We start from the raw sequence: 22125 nt of genomic DNA, 5'->3' as shown, positions 1-22125 counted from the left end.
CGAAGCGGGGAGGGGCTGGCGTCAATTGACGTTGACAAGCCTAGAAAAAATGAGCTCAGCTGCCATCTCACCGAGAGAAATCAGGGGATGATCTTTGTAACCCGCATTTTGTAACCGTGGTCTGACAAGGAGAAACAGAATTTGCTGTCGGTAATTCCCGGGGTTTGCTCCACGCATAGGGAGCGCATCTGCGCTACAATCCCGATCATGACACCACGTAGCAAACAACAGGAAGACGGCTCCGGCAATCAATGCGAGCGCGGGGGGTTTCAGCTCTTTCGTCAGAGACGGGCAAAAGAGCTGGGTCATCTCTTTATGCCATTGTTCGGGTTTGCTTTCGTGCGTGCTTTTAATGGTGCCACGCTGGCGTTTTCCGCTGAGGCGTTTGGGGTTGATGTCTGGCTTGGCCAGGATATTCTGAGCGCAACTATGATCGCCCTCTTTTTTCTGGGCATAGTTTTTGCTCGTAAACTCGCGCCTCTTTGGTCACATCGCCCTCTTGTAGGGGCTGCGACTATGGCTATGGTGATATCGGCTCTGGGGCAAGGATGGGGGGCCGCTCTCTCGCCGAACGTTGCCGCTCTCTTTGTTGTTCTAGGGGCTGCGGGGGGCGCCGTTTCCATTTTGCTGTGGGCTGAATTAGAAAGCTGCCTTAATACGCTGCGCATTGTTCTGTACGTCAGCGGTGCATTTCTCTTCGGAGATGCACTTGGATGGGTGCTGCAAGATTTGGAGGGTTTTCGGCGTGTGTTGGGGGTGGGGGCGCTTCCCCTTCTGTCGCTTGGGTGCCTGATAGCTTCATATCGCTCTATTCCTAACGACGAGAGGCCGCCGAGCGATTGGGGTACGTTGAAGTTTCCTTGGCGTCTCGTTCTGGTTCTCGGGGTCTACGAGTTTGTTTTGGGCTTCAACGAGGCGATGGCGCCAGCAGATGAGGGGGCTGCCTTCCTTTTGGGGGCCTCCGCGGCCGCCGTCCTGGTGTTTCTGACTACGTTCTTCCTTTCTCATCGATTTGACTTCGCCCAGATGTTTCGCACGCCCTTCCTTTTCGTAGCGTGCGGGCTGCTTGCTACGTTTCTTTCGATGGGCTCTCCTGGAACCTTCTCGATGTTTTTGGTTGCCTTGGGCTACAGCTTGATGTTTCTCCTGCTCACTATTCTTCTTTGCGATTTATCCCATCGTTATGGCATTTCCGTCCTTGTGCTTTGTGGTGTGGAAGAGCTGATGGCTATTTTCATGATCGCGGGCCACCGATGCGCGTTGGCTATGGAGGACGGCGCGCTGGTTGGTTTCGTTGACGAGTCTGCGCTTCGTGTAGCGCTGGTGGTTGTGGTTCTATTGGTTAGTGCCTGCACCTTGTTTGGGGAGCGACGCTGGGGATTGACGTTCTTTGGCGTCGGCGGTCTTTCTGCGGAGGCTGATGAGCGCGGTCGCTTTTTGGCGCATTGCGCATCCATGGCGGATGCATATCGTCTTAGTCCGCGTGAGAGCGAGGTGTTTCAGTTGCTTGCGTTGGGCAAGAGTCCGGCATCCATTGAGCATGAGCTTTGCATAGCCAACGGAACGCTTAAATCGCACACGCGGAGGATCTATCAGAAGTTCAATGTGCATAGTCGCGACGAGCTTCGGCGTCTTGTGGGCGAGCCTCCTCGTGGTTAGCGGTTCTCGGTGGTCGCGGGCTTAGAGCAAGGAGGCGACTTCGGTGACGAGTGTTCGGTGGTGCAGGTACTTTTATGGCTTGATGGGTTGCTCTACCCTTCTTCGCGCTCGAGGATGAGGTCGGCCAGGAAGCGGATGATGTCGTCGGATTCGAACATAGGCACACCGTCTACCACCAGGCAGGGCACCTGGCCTTTGCCGGCAATGCGAATGAGGTCGTCTTTCACGCCGGGCTCCAGGGTGTTGCGCATGGGCATGGCGATGTCCTCCTGCTCCATGTAGGCCAGCACTTTGTGGCAGTAGGGGCAGGTGGGCTTGTAGTACAGAACCATATTGTCGAAGTACATTGCGGCTCCTTTCGTGAAGGTGTAACGGCCGCCCGAGGCTGGTCATTTTTGGCTCACGGCGGGGCTTTTGTTTGAAATACGGCGTTTAAGGTCAAAAATGCTTTGAGGCGGTGCTTTTGCAGACGCTTATCAGTGTACTGAGGGTTCTCGAGCGCAAAAAGCGCAGGTCAGTTTTTTTGCTAGAGCGTTTAATTCGCGAATGTGGCCAATGAAGGCGCAGCTTCCATCGCGACTGCTAACCAAACCCCCGCCTCGAACGATTTTCGACCTTAATTGACCTTTTTCGAACCAAACCCCCGCCTCGCGGGGGTTTTGACCAAGATGGGGTGTCTGTGGCTGTTTAGCTGGCAGCATGGGAGGGTAAGGAGTTGAGAGAAGGGGAAAGAGGGAAAGGAGGGAAAGAGGGAAAGGAGGAAACGAGGGAAAGGAGGGAAAGGAGGGAAAGGAGGGAAAGGAGGGAAAGGAGGGAAAGGAGGGGAGAGGGTTTTGGGACGTAGGGTGGGGTGCGGGATGTGCACAGGGCGGGGCGCCGCGTGGGGCACCCCGGGCGGAGCGGCGCCATCCGTGGCAGAGCGGTACCGCCAGTTGCTACAGGGGGCACCGCCGGCCGTCGCTGCAGGGGGTGGCGCCGCTCGGCTCTTACGTTAGGCCTGCTGGTCAGGGTTGGGAGTACAATGGGGCGGTGAATGCAAGCTGCCCGCGGTGGCCGCCCGCCAGGCGCCCGGGGCGCGTTACGAAGGAGAACTGCTCCATGGCTAGGGTTTACAACTTTTCTGCCGGTCCGGCCGTACTTCCCGAGGAGGTGCTGCGCCAGGCAGCTGCCGAGATGCTCGACTACGACGGCACGGGCATGTCCGTCATGGAGATGAGCCATCGCTCTAAGCCCTTCGCGAAGATCATCGAGACCGCCGAGGCCGATCTGCGCGACCTTCTGGCCATCCCCGACAACTACCAGGTGCTGTTCCTGCAGGGCGGCGCCACGCAGCAGTTCGCCGCCATCCCCATGAACCTCATGCAGAACAAGGTGGCTGACTACATCGTGTCCGGCTCCTGGTCGAAGAAGGCCTGGAAGGAAGCGAAGCTCTACGGCACCGCTAATTGCGTGGCATCTTCCGAGGACGAGAACTTCTCCTACGTCCCCGACGTGGACGGCCTGACGTTCTCGCCCGACGCCGACTACGTGTGTATCTGCCAGAACGAGACCATCTACGGCACCACCTATCCGAAGCTGCCCGACACCGGCAACATCCCGCTGGTCACCGACGTCAGCTCCATGTTCCTGTCCGAGCCCATGGATGTGTCGAAGTTCGGCCTCATCTACGGCGGCGTGCAGAAGAACATCGGCCCGGCCGGCGTCACCATCGTCATCGTGCGCGACGACCTGGTGCGCGAGGACGTGCTGCCCTTTACGCCCTCCATCATGCGCTACACCACCCAGGTGGAGGCCAAGTCGCTGTCCAACACTCCGCCGGCCTACGGCATCTACATCTGCGGCCTGGTGTTCAAGTGGCTGAAGAACATGGGAGGCCTGTCCGTCATGAAGGAGCGCAACGTCGAGAAGGCCGCTATCCTCTACGATTATCTGGATCAGTCGAAGCTGTTCAAGGGCACGGCCCGCAAGGAGGATCGTTCGCTCATGAACGTGCCCTTCGTCACGGGCTCCGACGAGCTGGATGCCCTGTTCGTGGCCGAGGCGAAGAGCCACGGCATCGAGTCCATCAAGGGCCATCGCTCTGTGGGCGGCATGCGCGCCTCCATCTACAACGCCATGCCCAAGGCCGGCGTTGAGGCGCTGGTTGCCTTCATGGCCGAGTTTGAAAAGAACAACGGGTAAGGTATCCTGCTTTCAGCGAGAAAAGGGCGGCTTGCGGCTCGAAGAGTGCGCGCCGCCCTTCTTTGATGACCGAGAGGACGGGGTCATCGGCCCTTGCAGGGGGCGCGAGGCTTCTGTTCTGGCAACGGGAGAGCGCTGGAGCGCTCTTTCGGGAAGGCGGCGCATATGACGAAGAAGATCCTGGTCACGGAAGATTTGGTGCAGGAGGGCATCGACGCTCTGCGCGAGCGCGGCTACGAGGTGGACGTGCTGATCGACCCGTCGGCCGAGCAGCTGGTGGCGGCCATCGAGCCCTACGAGGCGCTGATTGTGCACCCAAACACCCGTGTCACGCCCGCATTGCTGGACGCGGCGAAGAACCTCAAGATCATCGGTCGCGCCGGCGTGACGGTGGACAACATCGACATCGACGCGGCCTCCGAGCGCGGTATTATCGTCTGCAACGCACCTACGTCCAATGTCATCAGCGCCGCGGAGCACACCATGGCGCTGCTGCTGTCGGCGGCGCGCCACATCCCCGCTGCCAGCGCCTCCATGCATCGCGGCGAATGGAACCGCGGGCAGTTCATGGGCACCGAGCTCTATGGCAAGACCCTGGCTATCTTCGGTTTGGGCCGCGTGGGCGGTCTGGTGGCCGAGCGCGCGGCGGCCTTCGGCATGAACCTCATTGGCCACGATCCCTACTGCTCGCCGGAGCGTGCGCTGCACCTGGGCGTCACGCTCTACGACGAGGTAGAGCCCGTGCTGGCCATGGCCGACTTCATCACGGTTCACCTGCCCCGCACGGTAGACACGCTGGGCATGTTCGGTGCCGACGAGTTCGCGGCCATGAAAGACGGTGTGGTGGTGGTGAACGCCGCCCGCGGCGGCATCTTCGACGTGAAGGCGCTGGCCGATTTCGTGGCTGCGGGCAAGATCAACGCCGTGGCCCTGGACTCCTTCGAGGTGGAGCCCTGCACCGACTCTCCGCTCCACGAGTTCGAGAACGCCATCCTCACGCCGCACCTGTCGCCCATGACCTTCGAGGCCCAGCGCCGCGCCTCCACGCAGATTGCCGACTACGTCAGCGCCGGCCTGGAGGGGGCCATGGTGGCCACGGCGGTGAACCTGTCGCCGCTGCCGCCCGAGGTGCTCGATTCCGTAGGCCCCTACGTGCCCGCCTGCAAGATGCTGGGGCACATGGTCAGCCAGATCCTCGACGGCACGCCCAAAACCCTGAAGGTAGAGCTGGCCGGCTCCATCCGCGACGCCGATCCGGCGCCCCTGGTGGCAGCCGTGCTCGACGGCGGCCTGTCCTATCGCCGCATCGGTTCCTTCACCGCAGCCAACGCTGAGTCCATCGCCGCGCGCCACGGCATCGCTGTCACCACTTCGGCGGTCCATGACGCCCAGGAGTACGCCTCCGCTGTGCGCATTGTGGCCGACGATGTGGAAGTGGCAGCCACCCTGTACGGCACTGACCATGCTCCGCGTATCGTATCGCTTATGGGCTACAAGATCGACATTGCCCCGGCCAAGTGCTCGCTGGTGTTCGAGTATGTGGACGCTCCCGGTCGCATCGGTGTCATCGGTACCATTTTGGGCGAGGCTGGCGTGAACATCACCACCATGCAAATTGGCACCAAGGCCGGCGAGGGCTGTGCACTGGTGTACATCAACGTTGAGGGCGATGTGGACGACGCGGTGCTGGAGCGCCTGCGCGGCGCCATCGATTTGCGCAACCTGTGGAAGATCGTGCTATAGGCACGGTCGATGGCCCGCTATAGTGCTTTTTTAACGGCGCCCAGGTGAGGGCGCCGTTTTGTTTTGCTATGATGCTTCCAGTCAATTTTAGAGAAAGAAGGAGACCCATGACTCGCAAGATTGCCATTTTTGACACCACCTTGCGCGACGGCGAGCAGTCGCCCGGCGCGTCGATGAATACCGAAGAAAAACTGGTCATCGCTCGTCAGCTCCTTCGCTTGAACGTGGACGTCATCGAGGCGGGTTTCCCCATTTCCAGCCCGGGCGATTTCGAGAGCGTGCGCCGCATTGCCGAACTGGCCGGCGATCAGGCTACGGTCTGCGCCCTCACCCGCGCGGTGGAGAAGGACATCGACTCGGCGGCCGACGCGCTCAAGTACGCCAAGCGGCCCCGCATCCATACGGGCATCGGCGTGTCGCCCTCGCACATGCGCGACAAGCTGCGCATCACCGAGGAGGAGTGCATCGAGCGCGCGGTGAAGTGCGTGAGCTATGCCAAGAAGTTCGTGGGTGACGTGCAGTTCTACGCCGAGGACGCCGGTCGTTCCGACTTCGCGTTTTTGGCCCGCGTCATCGAAGCCGTTATCGGCGCCGGTGCCACTGTGGTGAACATCCCCGATACCACAGGCTACTCGCTGCCCGAGGACTTCGGCGCCCGCATCAAGTACCTGATGGACAACGTGAAGGGCATCGACGACGTCACCGTCTCGGTGCACTGCCACAACGATCTGGGCATGGCCACGGCCCTGTCGCTGGCCGGCGTGCGCAACGGCGCCACGCAGATCGAGTGCACCATCAACGGCCTGGGCGAGCGCGCGGGCAACACGGCCATGGAAGAAGTGGTCATGGCCATGCGCATGCACGGCGACGAGCTGGACGCGCACACCGATATCAACACGCGCGAGTTCATCAAGGCCAGCCGCCTGGTCAGCTCCATCACCGGCATGAACGTCCAGGCCAACAAGGCCATTGTGGGCGCCAACGCCTTTGCGCATTCCTCTGGCATCCATCAGGACGGCGTGCTGAAGAAGCGCGATACCTACGAGATCATCGACCCGGCCGAGGTGGGCGTGGGCGCCAGCCAGATTGTGCTGACGGCCCGCAGCGGCCATGCGGCCCTGAAGCACCGCCTGGAGGAGCTGGGCTACAACTACGAGGGCGAAGAGCTCGATCGCCTGTACACCGCCTTCCTCGACGTGGCCGACAAGAAGAAGGAAGTCTACGACGAGGATCTGGAGGCGCTGGTCAACGAGCGCGACCGCGAGGAGACGGCCATCTACAGCCTGGACGGCGTGCAGGTGAGCTGCGGCTTCCCGCTGAAGCCCACGGCCACCGTTACGCTGAAGGGCCCCGACGGCATCGACAGCACGGTGTGCGAGTGGGGTACCGGCCCCATCGATGCCGTGTACAAGGCCATCGATAAGATCGTCCAGGTGGACAACGACCTGTCCGAGTTCGCCGTCACCGCCGTCACTCGTGGCATCGACGCTTTGGGCGAGGTGACGGTGCGCGTGAAGGCCGCCGGCGGGGAAGTGTACACCGGCCGCGGTGCCGACGGCGACATCATCGTGTCCTCGGCCAAGGCTTATCTGAACGCGCTCAACCGTCTGCTGGGGGAGAAGCGCTAGGGCACCTCCCGAATAACCTACGGGAAACCACCGAAAAGGGCGGCTTAGGCCGCTCTTTTCGTGTATCATGACGCGAAACGCATACCGAAGGGGGTTTCCATGGCAGACGAGAACAAGCTGGGCCGCAAGATCACCACGTTGCGCGAGGCCCATCACCTTACCACGCAGGACCTGGCCGACCGCTGCGGTTTCGAGGTTGAGACCGTGGAGCGTCTGGAGGCCGGCGAGGTGCCGGCGTCGCTGGCGCCGCTCATCAAGCTGACACGCGCCCTGGGCGTGCGTCTGGGCACGCTCATGGACGATGACGAGGCCTTCGGCCCCGCCTATATCGATGCCGAGCAGATGGCGGCCGTGGAGCAGACGCGCTCGCTGCAGACGGCCAAGGATGCCGGCGACTTGTCCTACTTCAGCTTGGCGGCCGGGCGTCCGTCGCGCCATATGGATCCCTTCGTCATTACCGTGACGCCCGCGGGCGAGACCAGCCACAAGCTCGATTCCCACGAGGGCGAGGAATGGCTCTACGGCATGGAGGGCGAAATCGAGATCGAGTACGGCAACGAGGTCTACGTGCTGGGGCCGGGCGAGTCCATCTACTACGACTCCATCGTGCCGCACCAGGTGCGCGCCCACAACGGCCAGAACGCAAAGTTCCTCGCGTGTGTCTACACCCCCTTCTAAGGAGCGGCCATGACTGAAGAAACGAACGCTCCCGTTCCCGGATCGCCAGATTACCCGCTGCACTCGGAGATGACCCTGGGGGCCTACCTGAAGATGCAGACGGAGGTTGACCCGGACCATGAGTTCGTGGTGTATCCGGACCGCGATCTGCGTTGGACCTATGCCGATTTCGACAAGCGCACCGACGACTTGGCCAAGGGATTGCTGGCCGTCGGCATGCGCCCCGGCGATCATCTGGGCGTTTGGGCCCGCAATATTCCCGACTGGCTGACATTCATGTACGCTAGCGCGAAGATAGGCGTGGTCATGGTCACGGTGAACCCCGTGTACAAGAGCCACGAACTGGATTACGTGCTGAAGCAGTCGGACATGAAGGCCCTCTGCGTCATCGACGCCTACCGCGACGTGGACTACCTGGAAATTATCCGCGGCCTGGTACCCGAGTCCACCGAGGTGCAGCGCGGCTTTCTGCGCAGCGCCGAGTACCCCTTCCTGGAGAATCTCATCTACATGGGCCCCGAGAAGCACCGCGGTTTCTACAGCGTGCCCGAGCTTCTGCTGCTGGGTCAGCACAAGCCCGACAGCTCGCTGGAGTGGGCCCAGGGCCAGTTCGACAACAACGACGTGGTCATGATGCAGTACACCTCCGGCACCACGGGCTTCCCCAAGGGCGTCATGCTCACACACCGTAACATCCTGAACAACGGCTTCTACATTGGCGAGGGCCAGAAGTTGGGGCCCGAGGATCGCGTGTGTCTGCCGGTGCCGTTCTTCCACTGCTTCGGCTGCGTGCTGGGCGTCATGGCCTCGCTCACGCACCGCTGCACCATGATTATCGTGGAGGACTTCGACGCGGGACTCGTGCTGCAGGCGTTGCACAAGGAGAAGGCCACGGCGGTCTACGGCGTGCCCACTATGTTCATCGCCGAGCTGAACCACCCTGACTTCGACTCCTTCGACCTGTCGCACCTGCGCACGGGCATCATGGCCGGCAGCCCCTGCCCGCCAGAGACCATGCGCGAGGTGATGGAGCGCATGAACATGCGCGACGTGACCATCTGCTACGGCCTCACGGAAACAAGCCCCGTGTTCACCCAAACCTCGGTGGACGACGACATCCCGCACAAGTGCGAGACCGTGGGCCGCGCCCATCCTCCCGTGGAGGTGCGCATCCTCGACCCCAACGACGGCCACATCTGCGCTCCCGGCGAGCATGGCGAGCTGTGCTGCAAGGGCTACAACGTCATGAAGGGCTACTACAAGATGCCCGAGGAGACGGAGAAGGCCATCGACGAGAACGGCTTCCTGCACTCCGGCGACATGGGCACCGTGGACGAGGACGGCTACTTCCGCGTCACGGGCCGCATCAAGGACATGATCATCCGCGGCGGTGAGAACATCTACCCGCTCGAGGTGGAGAACTTCCTGCTGACCATGCCCGGCGTGCTCGATGCCCAGGTGGTGGGCATCCCCGATGCCAAGTTCGGCGAGATCGTGGGCGCCTTCATCCGCGTGCGCCCCGGCTTCGAGCACCTGACTGAAGAGGCCGTGCGCGAGTACGCCATCCCACGCATCGCCCGCTATAAGGTACCCAAGCGCGTGTTCTTCGTCGATGATTTCCCCATGACCCCTTCTATGAAGGTGCAGAAGTTCAAGCTACGAGAAATGGCCGAAGAGCTGGTGAAGGCAGGGAAGTAGCGTCAACGTTTTCGGAGTTTAGGAAACCCAGCACGAGACCCCGCCGCGCGCTAACGCGGCGGGGTCTCTTTGCGTTCGCTTGCGGCCGGGTGCCGGGAATTGTTCTGGAATAGACGGTTTTGCATGCTAAGCCGTCTATTCCAGAACAGGAGATTCGGCAGGAGGTGCGTTTTCCCAGATGAGCCAGAAGCTGAGAGTAGCAAACGGGGTCATTCACCTGCTAAACCGTGCTTTTCAGAACATTTTTAGCGAACCGAGACACGGGCGCGGCAGCCAGGTTCCAGAATTGAGCGGTTTGGTTCTCCGATGAGCGCCAAAATCGGGCAGTTCGGTATCGGTGCTTGGCAAAACCCCAGGTCGGATATGCACCTCAATATTGAAGAGGGAACCAAACCGCTCAATTCTGGAACCCAAGGATGGATGCGATTGTGAATCCCGAATCCCAATCGCTCCGATTCTAGAGCCCCGAGTAGCCAAGGCAGAGTAGCGGGCGGGGGCGGTATCCCCGGAGGGCACCGTCTGAACACCAAAAAAGAAAAGCGCCCAAAGGGCGCCAGTTGAAAGCATGAGGGAGCGCAGCGCACGAGCGAAGCGAGCAGCGGAGCGGCGCGTGCCCGGAGCGGGATACCGCCCCCGCCCGCGGACCAGTGGAACAACCCGGAACAACCTAGCAACCGCGCGCAAGGCCGAAGGCCGAGCAAGCGGGCGCGGCCCAGATAGGACAGCCCGCTTAAAAGTCGCTGCGCTGCATGTTGAGGTAGTTGATGAGCTCGCTGCGCTTGTGGATTTGCATCTTGTCGTAGATGTGGCGGATGTGGGTGTTCACCGTGTAGGGAGACAGCACCAGCTTGTCGGCGATGGCCTTGGTGGTGTAGCCGCGGGCGATAAGCAGCAGCACGTCTTCCTCGCGGCTCGACAGGCTGAATTCCTTAGCGGCCTCGGCGCAGATCTCCTCGATCTCGCTTCGAGTAGGCGCCAGAGTGGTAAGCGCAATAATGCTGAACTCCTGCCGCACGAGGGGAATGATCAGAGCGGCCAGCAGGCACATGAAAGCAAGGGCTGTTTCGGGCGTGTAGGCAAGGGCGACGTCGGGCATGCTCTCGTAAGAAACCGCCAGAGTGTTGCCAAGGCACTTCCCCAGCCGCGCGAATCCGCAGGAGCAGGCGAAGCCCATCGAGGCGGTGACGTAGCCCTTGGTGATCAGAATGCCGAAGTACATGATCAGCAGGACTTCGAAGATGGAAGAGAGCCCGACGCCGATATCGAAGGCGCCCGCGTAGAAGTAATGGTCAGCCAGAAAAAGGGCGTAGGCGAAGATGACAGCCACGAAGAGCCAGGGATAGATCTTAAAAGCGTTGAGCTTGTCTTTGGCCAGGAATGCTGCGCCGCCAATGACGAGCATGAACAGCGCACCCAAAAGAATGCCGACGGTGAACGAATGGTCGGCGAAGGGCAGCTCTTCCCAGGGAATGATGGCAACCAGGAAGTAGCAGGCGGCCGTGGCGAACAGCGTGAGGAGCCCCACCATGAGCATGTTGCGCACACCGCCCATGGCGGCATTGCGCGGCAGCAGCACAGGGAAGGTTGTGCTGCCGTTGCGGCAGGCGGCGAAGAGCAGAGCGCCCGAGGCTACCAGAAGGAGGCTTGCAAACGGAGCGGTCAGCCAAGCCGGCAAGAAGTGGGCGACGGCGATAGAGCACAGCAGCGTGAGGCCGAAGGTGGTGCCGATGTGGCGGATGGAGAAGTTCGCTTTCTCGCAGGCGAAGCGCTCGCCCCATAGAATCCAGAAGATCGACTCGCAGGCGCCGAGGGCCACGACTAAGGTGTACCACAGAAAGCTGGGAACGTAATCGAAGGGGAGAGCGGCCAACGCAAAAGATCCAAGGGCCAAAGCCAGGGGAGCCGCCACGACGATGGGCATGCAAGACGAAAGGTGGCGCTTGCGTCCCAGAATGAGGGCGAAGGCGAAGGCGAACACGGCGGTCGCAAGCAAGTTGGTGAGCCATGAGTAGGTAACGCGATCATCCATCAGGTTCACGGATGTGAAAATGGAAGGAACGAACCAGAACACGTAGTGCCATGAGAGCAACAGGGCGAACCCTACATATTTGAAGAGGGGTCGGTCGAGGATGGTTCCTTGAAAAACACGGGGCACGGGGGACTGAATAGCAGGTTCGGCGGCGCTGGCATTCATGTATCTTCCTTCACGCTCAAGCTCGTTCGGATGGCTGGGGCGATTTCGGTACGCCAGGATTTCCCAATGCGATCATACCAGCCAAGTCTAGAGTTGAGTATAGGGTGGTGAGCCTCATCGAGGCATCGCACGTTTTTAAGTAGTGGCGGTTTACCCCCGTTTTTGCGATGGAAAAATGCGGTGTAGTTCTTGGAAGAGGGGCTCGCAAGAATTTAGGTAAGTGGGTTTTCGCAGACAACGAGTGATGGCGTCTTATTGACGGGTCGGCAGAATTCTCATCAGTTCAGTCGGTATTGCGGCGGGGGTCGCAAGAACCGGCGAAGCCCGGCGAAGGGCCGGGCGTCCTGAGAGAAAGGAAGCACTGTCATGTCGTTGCTTGCGAAAAGCAAAGGGGAAGTGACGTACAAGGATTTGACGTCGCTCCACAAGTGGGCCCTCGTGGTGCTCATTTCCATGGGCTCGTCGATCATTTACGCGCCTATGTATCTTAAGAATGTGTTCTACGATCCGCTGATGCAGGCCCTCGGCTGCACCAACGCCGACTTGGGCCTCATGGTGTCGGCCTACGGCATTGCCGCCATGATCTGCTACCTGCCCTCGGGCATCGTGGCTGACAAGTTCCGCATGCGCACCTTGGCCACGGGCGGCTTCTTGGCCACGGCCGTGCTGGTGGGCGTGTACGCCATGCTGCCGTCGGTCACCATCTGCCTGGTGCTGTTCGTGCTCATGGGCGTGACCTCCATCCTGGTGTGGTGGGGCACCCGCTTCAAGGTAATCCGTCTGTGCTGCGAGGAAGACGAGTACGCTAGCAAGATCGGTATCAGCTACTCCATCTATGGTGTTACCGGTCTGGTTATCGGCCTCATCAACGCTGGCATCATCGCTGCCATTTCCAACGTAGTGCAGGGCGTGCAGGTCATGCTTATCTTCCTGGCTGTCATCATTGCCGTGCTGGGCGTGGCCTCCATCTTCCTGATCCCCGACTTCAAGGGCGAGATCAACAAGGACGCCAAGCTGTTCAGCCTGAAGGAGGCCGTCGAGGCCATCAAGCACCCGGGCGTTATCTGGGCCTGCATCGCCTACTTCTGCGTGTACGCCGTGTACCAGGGCGCTACCTACACCACCCCGTACCTGACCCAGTGCTTCGACGCCGACGGCAACCTGGTGAACGTCATCGGTCTTATTCGTACCTATGGTATCGGCCTGATCGCCGGCCCCATCGTTGGCTGGCTGGCCACGAAGCTGAAGAGCCCCTCCAAGGTCATCCTCGGCGGCTTCATCCTGTCCATCGCCGTGCTGGTGGGCTTCATTCTCTTCCCGCATGATCCCGGTGCTGCCACCGTGGCCGCTGTGCTGGTTGTTGTGTTCGGCTTCACCACCTACGGCGCCTTCTCCATCGGCTCCTCGCCGCTGTCCGAGATCAAGATCCCGATGCGCATCTTCGGCACCGCTGCCGGTCTGCTCTCCGTCATCGGCTTCTTGCCCGACGTGTTCATCCACACCTGGTACGGCGGCATGATCGACGCCCAGGGCATCGACGCCTACACGAGCATCTTCGGCTTCGAGATCATGTTCGGCGTCATCGGCTGCATCTGCCTGATCATGCTGCTCCGCTCCATCAAGAAGCACTTCGGTACCGGCGAGGCGGGCACCCAGAATGCGGCTGAAGAGGCCGAGGCTGCCCAGATCGCTGGCGGCGAGGCCACCGTCTAGGCCCACCCCTGTATCGGCGCGGCGATCGACTCCAACCCCTCGGTTGCCGCGCCACCTTCCTCGGCAGTCCCTGCGCCTTAACCGCACGGGAGTCGCCTTTCGACCGCGAGCCGGTCGCGCCTCCGGCCCACCGGCTCCGCTTTCTCCGCACCGAGCATCTATTGCAAAGGAGTTGCGCCATGCCCAACAAGATCGACGTCCTTGCCCGCATTTGCCCGCAGATGAAGGCGGTGCTGGCCCGCGAGGACGAGCTGGCCGGCGACGCGAACGACACGAGCGCCGGGTTCGCCCCGATGCGCGAGAACTACGTGGCGGGACGTGCCTGGTGGAACGAGGGAGCGCCGAGCATGGCCGCGGTTACCGACGATGTCGTCGCCGGTCCCTTCGGCGACATTCCCATGCGTCGCTACGATCCGACGGGCGCTGCCACCGCGGCGGCTCACGGGAAGGGCGATGTTCAGCCGGCCATCATCTACGTGCACGGCGGCGGCTTCGTCCTGGGCAACTTGGACACCCATGACCGCATCTGCCGCATTCTGGCCGAGCGCACGGGCGTGCCCGTGGTGGCCGTTGACTACCGTCTGTCGCCTGAGGCCCAGTATCCCAGCGCCGTGCGGGAGGTGGCGGCGGTGGCCGATTTCTTGCATCGCGAGGGCGCGGCTTGGGGCATCGATGGCGAGCGCTTGGCTTTTGCCGGCGACTCGGGCGGGGCTCACTTGAACCTGGCGGCCACGCTGTACCTGCGCAACGAGGGCGGGGGAGCGGCCTTTGTGAAGTGCCTGCTTTTGTTCTACGGCTGGTTCGGTCTGACCGATTCCGCCTCCATGCGCCTTTTGGGCGGTCCCTGGGACGGCCTTGCCGAGGAGGATTGGCAGTTCTATCTGAACCTGTACGCCGCCGACCCGGCCGCTCTGGCCAATGAGCCCTACGCCAACCTGTTCCTGAACGATTTGACCCACGACGTGCCCGCTTGCTACATCGCCGCAGCGGAGTTCGACCCGCTGCGCGACGACTCGGCCTGCCTGGCCGCTATCTGCGAGCAGTACGGCATTCCCTGCCGCCACGAGGTGTTCGAGGGCGTCATCCACGCCTTCCTTCACTACACCAAGATGCTGGACGCCGCCAACGACGCGCTTGAGCACGGCGCCACCTTCTACCGCGAGACCTTGGGCCTGGCCTAAGACGTTCCTCGGGTTTTCCAGCGAGCGGCCCACGCCCCGCTGTAATCAAAGCCACTGACTATCTGAAAAGGAGAAGAACATGGATTTCCGACTCACTGACGAGCAGGAGCTGATTGTCGACAGCTATCGCGAGTACATGGAAAGCGAGAACTGGGAGACTTATTTCCACGAGTGCGACGAGAAACACGAGTATCCGCTTCGTTGGGTGAAGGGCTTGTGCGAGTTGGGCTTCGACCAGATCATGCTGCCCGAGGCCGAGGGCGGCCTGGGCCTTGATCAGCCCTGCGTGACCCTGATGGCCGTCTACGAGGTGCTGGGCCGCTACGGCGCCCCCACCTACGTGCTGTACCAGCTGCCCGGTTTTGAGACCATCATTCGCGAGGGCACGCCCGAGCAGATCGAGGCCGTGATGTGCACCTTGGGCTCTGGTGAGCAGATTTGGAACTCCGCTTGCACCGAGCCGGGCGCCGGCTCCGACGTGGGCGCCCTGTCCACCACCTACAAGCGCGAGAACGGCAAGATCTACCTGAACGGCACCAAGACCTTCATTACCTCCTCGGCTGGCGTGAAGTACCTGGTCATCATGGCGAAGAACGCCGATGACGAGTCGGTGTTCACCGAGTTCTTCGTGGATATGTCCAAGCCCGGCGTGAAGCTTTCGCCGCTGCCGAAGCTGGGTCTGCGCATGGACAGCTGCTGCGAGGTGTACCTGGATAATGTCGAGCTGGAAGAGTCCGACATCTTCGGCCAGGAGGGCAACGGCTTCATGCGCGGCGTGTCCGACTTCAACTTCGAGCGCTGGCTGGTAGGCGCCTGCGACTACGGCACCGCTATCTGCGCTTTCGAGGACGCCATGAAGCATGCCAACACCCGCATCGCCTTCGGCAAGCCCATCAGCCGCTTCCAGCTGAACTCTCTGAAGATCACCGAGATGTGCATCAAGCTGACCAACATGCGCAACATGCTCTACGAGGCCGCTTGGAACGCCGACAACAACGGCGGTAACTTCGACGCTGCGGCCGCCGCCATGTGCAAGTACTACTGCGCCAACGCCTCCTTCGAGGTGACCGATGACGCCATGCAGGTCATGGGCGGCATCGCCGTGGCCAGCGAGCATCGCATCAACCGCATCTGGCGCGACCTGCGCGTCGACCGCGTGTCCGGTGGCACCGACGAGATGATGATTCTGGCCACCGCCAAGGGTGCCTGCAAGAAGTACAAGCAGTAGTGGCGTTTGGCGAAGGGCTCGAAGCTCCTCGCCGGTCGGGGCTAGGGGGTTGAAGCCCTTCGCCCGTCGGGGCCACCGGGTATGCCGATTCGCTCAAACAGTCCTGGGCTCGCGCGAACAGCCCAGTGGGCTGTTCGGCTCGTGCGGAACTCGCTCGGTCGGCACACCCGGTGTCCCCTCTGAACTCTTCTCTTGTTGAACGGTTGCCTATTCGCATGGGCTTCCATCCCTAAGAAAGGAACTACCTATGTCTCTGCCTACTGAAAAGCCTTCGTTTGGCGTTCTCGATGATGTGAAGGTTGTCTTTGCGGCTATGGAGGAGGCTATTCCCCGTGCTTGCAACATCATGGCCGACTGGGGCGCCGATGTGACCTGGCTGGAGAACACCGGCTACGGTGACACCGTGCGCGATGCCAAGAACGCCGCTCAGGCCGAGCGCCGCAACTGCCGCTCTGTGGGTCTGAACCAGTTCACGCCCGAGGGCAAGGAAGTGCTGCTGAAGATGCTGAAGGACACCGACATCTTCTTCGAGTCCTCTAAGGGCGGCACCTGGGATCGCAAGGGCTTTACCGATGAGGATATGTGGGCCGTGAACCCGAAGCTCATCATCGTGCACTGCTCCGGCTTCGGCAAGTTCGGCGACCCCGACCGCGTGAAGCGCCCTGCCTATGACGGCACCGTGGGCCCCTACGCCGGCTTCACCTGCCAGAACGGCACGCCTGAGCAGCCCATGATCACCATGCCCTACTCCGGCGACTACATCAACTCCTACCTGCTCATTGCCGCTTCGCTGGCCGCCCTGCGCAAGGCCGAGCGCACCGGCGAGGGCGAGTCCATCGACTGGGCCATGTACGAGGGCATCATGTACATGAGCCAGTACTACCTGGTGGACTTCTTGAACGAGGGCATCAAGTGGCCGCGCGCCGGCGCCCGCAACCAGAACCTGTGCGGCATCGGCGTGTACAAGTGCGCCGACGGCTTCATCGCGCTCAACCTCTTCGGCATTCGCCAGAACAAGTGGATTATCGAGGAGCTGGGCCTGGGCGATCAGTGGGGAACCCCCGACCTGCCCGAGGACACCGCATCGCTGTGGCTGTCCATGCCCATCGCCGAGGAGTTCGAGAAGCGCTTGGAGGCGTGGCTTGCCGAGCGCACCAAGACCGAGCTGGAGGACATCCTGGCCGAGCATGCCATCGCCGCCCAGAGCGTCTACGAGTTCGAGGACATGGTGGCCGATCCGCACATGGCCGCCCGCGGCAACTTCGTGGAGTGGGAGACCAAGGACGGCGAGACCTTCAAGGGCCTGTCCCCGATGCCCCGCTTCGAGCAGACCCCGGGCCAGATTTGGCGTCCCATGCCCGAGCACGGCGGCGACACCGTGGATGTGCTGACGAAGCTCGGCTACACCCGCGAGCAGATCGACCAGTTGGCCGCTGACGGTGTGGTGAAGGTCGCCGAGTAGCTATTCGCAAACGAGAGCCGAGAGGAGGAGCAGGGCCATGGCCGATATTGTGGGAGACGATAATCTGCGGCTGTTGTGGGAGCGGTTGCGGGAAAGCCGCGGCGACGCCACGTTTCTGGAGTTCCAGAACCGCGACGGAGCGGTGACCACGCACAGCTACCGCGCCTTCGACGACGAGATCAACTGCACGGCCAACCTGTTCCTTTCCCTCGGCGTGCAGCCTGGCGAGACCGTGGCCGTGCAGATGCACACCTGCCCCGAGTTCATGCTGTGCCTGTTCGGTCTGGCGAAGATCGGCGCCATCGCCGTGCCCATGAACGAGCAGTACCTGAAGCCCGAGGCCGCCTTCGTGCTGGAGCGCACGGGCGCCACCTGTGCGGTGGTAGAGGCCGAGTTCGCTGGCTTGTACGCCGAGCTGTCCCAGACGGGCGACTACCTGCCCAAGGGACTGCTGATCGCCCGGGCCTCTCGCGGCAAGGCCGACTGGCCGGCCGCCGCGCGTCGGGCGCACGAGCAGGGAGGGGCCGTGCGCTGCTTCGATGCCGAGCGAGCGGCCCAGCCGGCCGTGCTGCGGGAGGAGCGGCCGCTGTCCTCGAACGACCCGGCCGAGATCATCTTCACCTCGGGTACCACCGCCGACCCCAAGGGCGTGGTGCTCACCCACGCGAACCTGCTGTACTCGGGCCTGTACGGCTGCTGGGAGACGTCGCTGGCTTCGCGCGACCGTCTGCTGACCACCATGCCCGCGTGCCATTCCAACTTCCAGCTGGCCGCGCTTACACCGGTGCTCGTGGCTGGGGCCACGCTCATCGTGGTGGAGAAGTACAGCGCGAGCCGCTTCTGGCAGCAGGTGCGCGATTACCGCGCCACCGTGGCCCAGTGCGTGGCCATGATGCTACGCACCATGATGGTGCAGCCGGTGCAGCCCGGTGAGCAGGACCACTGCCTGCGCGAGATGCTGTACTTCCTTTCCGTCACCGACGAGGAGAAAGAGGCCTTCGAGCGCCGCTTCAACGTGCGCCTCATGAACACCTACGGCTCCACGGAGACGGTGTGCTGGGTGCTGACCGACCCGCCCTTGGGCCCGCGTCGCTGGCCGTCCATCGGCCGGCCCGGCTTGGGCTACGAGGTGCGTATCATGGCCGACGACGGGCGCGAGGCCGCCGTGGGCGAAGCGGGGGAGATCCAGGTGAAGGGCGTGCCCGGCCGCACCATCATGGCCGAGTACTACCACGACCCCGAGGCCACGGCCCGCACGTTCACCGAGGACGGCTGGCTGCGCACAGGGGATCGGGGCTATCGCGATATCGACGGCTGGTTCTTCTTCGTGGACCGCAAGGCCAACATGATCAAGCGCGCCGGCGAGAACATCTCCACCACTGAGATCGAGAACGTGCTGGTGGAGCATCCCGCCATCGAGGAGGCGGCGGTGATCGGGGTGGACGACCCCGTGCGCGACCAGGCCGTGAAGGCCTTCGTGCTGCCGGCCGAGGGTGCCTCACTCGACGCCGAGGAAGTGCGTGCCTGGTGCGCCGAGCGCCTGGCCGCCTTCAAAGTGCCCGAGTTTGTGGAGTTCGTGGCCACCTTCCCGCGCACCTGTTCCCTGAAGATCGAGAAGAAGCTGCTGCGCTAAGCGCGAAGGAGGAGACCCATGAGTATCAGCACCGCTATCGTCGGCAAGGAATTCGGTCCCTTCGTGCGGGAGTATACCTTCCGAGACCTGGAGATTTGCGCGCTCGGCTGCAACGCGGCCTACGACGGCGTCACCGACCTGCAGTATGTGAACGAGCACGATGCGGCTACGCCATCGCTGAAGGTGCTGCCCATCTTCGGTGTGCCGCTGACAGTGCACGAGGAGATGACCCGCACCCTGGACTACGGCTACAACTACGACGGCTCGCTGCACTACGGCTTCGAGCTGCGGGTGCACGCGCCGTTCTTCATGAACGACCGCATTGAGACGTTTGTCACTCAAGATGCTCTGTACGACCGCGGCGAGGGGCGCGGTTGCCTGTCGAAGCAGACGGGCCGCTCCTACCGCTCTGATGGCGTGCTGGCGTGCGAGACCGAGACCTGGGACGTATGCATCTACGACGGCGGCTGGGGCGGCCCGAAGCCGCCGGCCGATCGCGTGGAGATGCCCGAAGGCGCGCCCGATGTCGTGGTGCGCGAGACCATGGCGCTCAACATGCCGCTTATCTACCGCCTCATGGGCGACTGGCACCAGCAGCACATCGACTTTGCCTACACCGAGCAAACGGGCCTGGCGCGGCCCATCGCCCATGGCGTGGCCCTGGGCGGCTTCTCCATGCGCCATGTGATTAGCGCGTTCTTCCCCGGTGAGCCCGAGCGCCTGCGTCGCTTCAAGACGCGCATCACCTCGCCGGTGCTGCCGGGCACGACGCTTGAGACCCGTATGTGGCAAGTGGGGGAGAAGGAAGTTCGCTTCCAGCTGGTGGACGCCGATGCCGACGAGACGGGCGCGAAGCCGCACCTAAACTACGGCATCGTCGAGTGGGAGTAGGGTTGCCGTCCTTTGGGTTTGCGAATCGCGGCGCTCTGGAAGGGCACACCCTTTCTCGCGTGAGCAATTCACGGATTGAAGGATGGTGCTGCCGCAAGAAGGTGGCAGGGTTCAACAAAACGGCTGCCCGATGACGGCAGTCGTAGACAAAGCTGCCATGAGACGTTGGCAGCAAGCGAGGCTGCCGCGATAGGCCGGCAGAAAGGAGCATCCCATGGCTTCGAACGTGAAAGCGGCAACGCAGGTGGTCAGCCCCCCGGCTGGCGAGGCGGGGGAGTGCGTGCGCGAGATGAGCGGCGAGATGGCCCAGCGCGTGAAGCGCACAGCCAAGAAGACCATGGACGACGTGGCCATGACGCCGTTTCTGCGCAAGATCACGCTCTTCTCGAGCGGGGGCGCCTTCCTCGACGGCTATGTCCTGTCGCTTATCGGCGTGGCCCTGACGCAGATTGTTCCGCAGTTCGGCCTTTCCGACGCATGGAGTGCCGCAATCGGTGCTTCGGTGCTGGTGGGCATCTTCGTGGGTACCATCGGGGGAGGTTATTTGACCGACCTTATTGGACGCAAGAAGATGTTCATCATCGATTTGGTGGCCATCGGGTTGTTCTCGCTGCTGAGTGTGTTCTGCACCGAGCCTTGGCAGCTGGTGGCCGCGCGCTTCTTCATCGGCGTGTTTGTGGGCGCCGACTATCCCATCGCTACCTCGCTTATTGCCGAGTTCACGCCCAAGAAGCATCGCTCGGTGTCCATGGGCATGGTGTCGGCGGCGTGGTATCTAGGCGCCACGGCGGCGGCCTTCGTGGGCTTTTTCCTGTACGGCGTCGAGAATGGCTGGCAGTGGATGCTGGGCTCGGCGGTCGTGCCCTGCGTGATCTTGCTGGTGGGGCGTCACGATATCCCCGAGTCGCCGTTATGGCTGCTGTCCAAGGGACGCGTGCGCGAGTCCGAAGAGGTAGTGGAGCGCGTGTTCGGCGAGGGCGTGGTGCTCGAAGTGGAGGCGCCCGAAGCCAAGACGAGCATTCTGGCAGTATTCCGCGGCGGCTACGGCAAGCGCATCGTGTACCTGGGTATTCTCACGCTGTGTCAGGTGGTGCCCATGTATGCTATCTACACCTTCGGCCCAGACATTATGAGTGCCTTCGGTCTGGGCCAGGGCGACGACGCCATCCTAGGCGAGGCCGTGGTGAGCCTCTTCTTCCTCATCGGCACCGTGCCCGCCATGTTCTGGCTGAATTCCCTGGGGCGCCGACCCCTGCTGATCAGGTCGCTGGCCCTGATGGCCGTGGGCCTGGTGATCCTAGGCGTGTTCCCCACGGCGCCGATCTGGGTGATCGTGTTGGCGTTCGGGCTGTACGCGTTCTTTAGCGGTGGCCCGGGCATTCTGCAGTGGCTCTATCCCAACGAGCTGTTTCCCACCGAGGTGCGCGCCACGGCCGTGGGCGTTGCCATCGGCATCTCGCGCATCGGCACCATCGTGTCCACCTACGGCACGCCGCTGTTCCTGGCCGCGTTCGGCGTAGGCCCCACCATGCTGGTGGCCGCCGCCTTGGTACTGCTGGGCCTGGGGCTCTCGGTTGCTATGGCTCCAGAGACCCGCGGCCAGTCCCTCGCCGAGGCCAGCCGCCTATAGGAAAAGGGCGCAAAGGGAAGCAGGGAAGCAGGGAAGCAGGGAAGCAGGGAAGCAGGGAAGCAGGGAAGCAGGGAATCCCCTCTAAGCCCCGAGAGGGGATGGAAGTTGTCGGGGAGGTAACGCGATAGGGGAGAATCCTGCTTGCGAGTGGCCAATCAAGGGCCCTTTTCCATTCTTGCGGGCAAAAAGGGCGCTTGATGGCCAAACAGCGTGCGATTTCCTTCAATTTCGGCAAAATGCAGAAAGCTTCTCTTGGAGCCTAACGTTTTGACCAGGCTTTATGTGTGGGCTGAAAAACACGGATGGAAAACGCCCTGCATTTGGCCAGAGAATTGAAGGAAAATGCGTTGTGCTTGGCCAGAAATCTCTTATTGACGCAAAGGCAATGGAAAACGGTCTCTAATTGGCCAATTTGTCTTCACGGGAATCCCTTGGCTCGGAGCGACTTCTCTACGCGACTTATCGTAGCCCATCAGGAGCGTAGCCGATATCTAGACGCACGTTCTGTCCAAATGAAAAAGTCAGCGCGATTGACCTTTCCATAAAAATAGGACGCTGACCTGCGTCAGCGCCCTAAATCGGACGCACTTTTATCCTATACGCCCT

Annotated in this window: 15 protein-coding genes; 13 read left to right on the top strand and 2 right to left on the bottom strand. The window is 62.0% G+C overall.

The window, feature by feature from the left end:
• The first annotated feature begins 141 nt into the window (after positions 1 to 141).
• Entirely contained in the window at positions 142 to 1659 is a 1518-nt protein-coding gene (locus QZ307_RS02550) for a LuxR family transcriptional regulator (RefSeq protein ID WP_295995375.1), read from the top strand.
• A gap of 92 nt (positions 1660 to 1751) precedes the next feature.
• Here QZ307_RS02550 and QZ307_RS02545 read toward each other — a convergent pair whose 3' ends face one another.
• Entirely contained in the window at positions 1752 to 2006 is a 255-nt protein-coding gene (locus QZ307_RS02545; protein ID WP_275207630.1) for a glutathione S-transferase N-terminal domain-containing protein, read from the bottom strand.
• Between the two features lie 751 nt (positions 2007 to 2757).
• Here QZ307_RS02545 and serC point away from each other — a divergent pair.
• From serC to QZ307_RS02520, 5 genes are all read left to right on the top strand, one after another.
• A complete protein-coding gene (gene serC / locus QZ307_RS02540; RefSeq protein WP_295995368.1) occupies positions 2758 to 3840 on the top strand; it encodes a 3-phosphoserine/phosphohydroxythreonine transaminase in 1083 nt (360 codons plus the stop codon).
• A gap of 165 nt (positions 3841 to 4005) precedes the next feature.
• Positions 4006 to 5583 (top strand): phosphoglycerate dehydrogenase, encoded by a 1578-nt coding sequence (gene serA / locus QZ307_RS02535; protein WP_295995365.1) that lies wholly within the window; start codon positions 4006 to 4008, stop codon positions 5581 to 5583.
• A gap of 107 nt (positions 5584 to 5690) precedes the next feature.
• A complete protein-coding gene (locus tag QZ307_RS02530; RefSeq protein ID WP_295995363.1) occupies positions 5691 to 7211 on the top strand; it encodes a 2-isopropylmalate synthase in 1521 nt (506 codons plus the stop codon).
• Positions 7212 to 7310: 99 nt separating this feature from the next.
• Complete coding sequence (locus tag QZ307_RS02525) at positions 7311 to 7889, top strand: cupin domain-containing protein (protein ID WP_295995361.1); 579 nt, start codon at positions 7311 to 7313, stop codon at positions 7887 to 7889.
• Between the two features lie 9 nt (positions 7890 to 7898).
• Positions 7899 to 9587 (top strand): AMP-binding protein, encoded by a 1689-nt coding sequence (locus tag QZ307_RS02520; protein WP_295995358.1) that lies wholly within the window; start codon positions 7899 to 7901, stop codon positions 9585 to 9587.
• A 730-nt stretch (positions 9588 to 10317) separates the two neighbouring features.
• On the opposite strand, the gene QZ307_RS02515 is transcribed toward QZ307_RS02520, so the two are convergent.
• A complete protein-coding gene (locus QZ307_RS02515; RefSeq protein WP_295995355.1) occupies positions 10318 to 11781 on the bottom strand; it encodes a LuxR C-terminal-related transcriptional regulator in 1464 nt (487 codons plus the stop codon).
• A gap of 366 nt (positions 11782 to 12147) precedes the next feature.
• Between QZ307_RS02515 and QZ307_RS02510 the strand changes: the two genes are divergently transcribed.
• From QZ307_RS02510 to QZ307_RS02480, 7 genes are all read left to right on the top strand, one after another.
• A complete protein-coding gene (locus QZ307_RS02510) occupies positions 12148 to 13494 on the top strand; it encodes an MFS transporter (RefSeq protein WP_295995352.1) in 1347 nt (448 codons plus the stop codon).
• 179 nt (positions 13495 to 13673) lie between these two features.
• Positions 13674 to 14675 carry an acetyl esterase gene (aes, locus tag QZ307_RS02505; RefSeq protein ID WP_295995348.1) on the top strand — a complete coding sequence of 334 codons (1002 nt, stop codon included), beginning with the start codon at positions 13674 to 13676 and terminating at the stop codon, positions 14673 to 14675.
• Positions 14676 to 14754: 79 nt separating this feature from the next.
• Entirely contained in the window at positions 14755 to 15903 is a 1149-nt protein-coding gene (gene caiA / locus QZ307_RS02500) for a crotonobetainyl-CoA dehydrogenase (RefSeq protein ID WP_295995346.1), read from the top strand.
• A 247-nt stretch (positions 15904 to 16150) separates the two neighbouring features.
• Positions 16151 to 17365: an L-carnitine CoA-transferase gene (gene caiB, locus QZ307_RS02495; RefSeq protein WP_295995343.1), complete on the top strand. Its 1215-nt coding sequence runs from the start codon at positions 16151 to 16153 to the stop codon at positions 17363 to 17365.
• A 37-nt stretch (positions 17366 to 17402) separates the two neighbouring features.
• The gene (caiC, locus tag QZ307_RS02490; protein WP_295995340.1) at positions 17403 to 18998 is read left to right on the top strand and encodes a crotonobetaine/carnitine-CoA ligase; all 1596 of its coding nucleotides are present in this window, start codon (positions 17403 to 17405) and stop codon (positions 18996 to 18998) included.
• An 18-nt stretch (positions 18999 to 19016) separates the two neighbouring features.
• Entirely contained in the window at positions 19017 to 19889 is an 873-nt protein-coding gene (locus QZ307_RS02485; protein ID WP_295995337.1) for a MaoC/PaaZ C-terminal domain-containing protein, read from the top strand.
• 214 nt (positions 19890 to 20103) lie between these two features.
• On the top strand, positions 20104 to 21519 hold the full coding sequence (locus QZ307_RS02480; protein ID WP_295995334.1) for an MFS transporter: 1416 nt from the start codon (positions 20104 to 20106) through the stop codon (positions 21517 to 21519).
• The last annotated feature ends 606 nt before the right edge of the window (positions 21520 to 22125 follow it).

Source organism: uncultured Adlercreutzia sp., assembly GCA_910585575.1.
In the GTDB taxonomy this organism is placed as follows: domain Bacteria; phylum Actinomycetota; class Coriobacteriia; order Coriobacteriales; family Eggerthellaceae; genus Adlercreutzia.
Note: the sequence above shows the minus strand (reverse complement) of the source record. Positions and strands in the feature narration are given on the sequence as shown.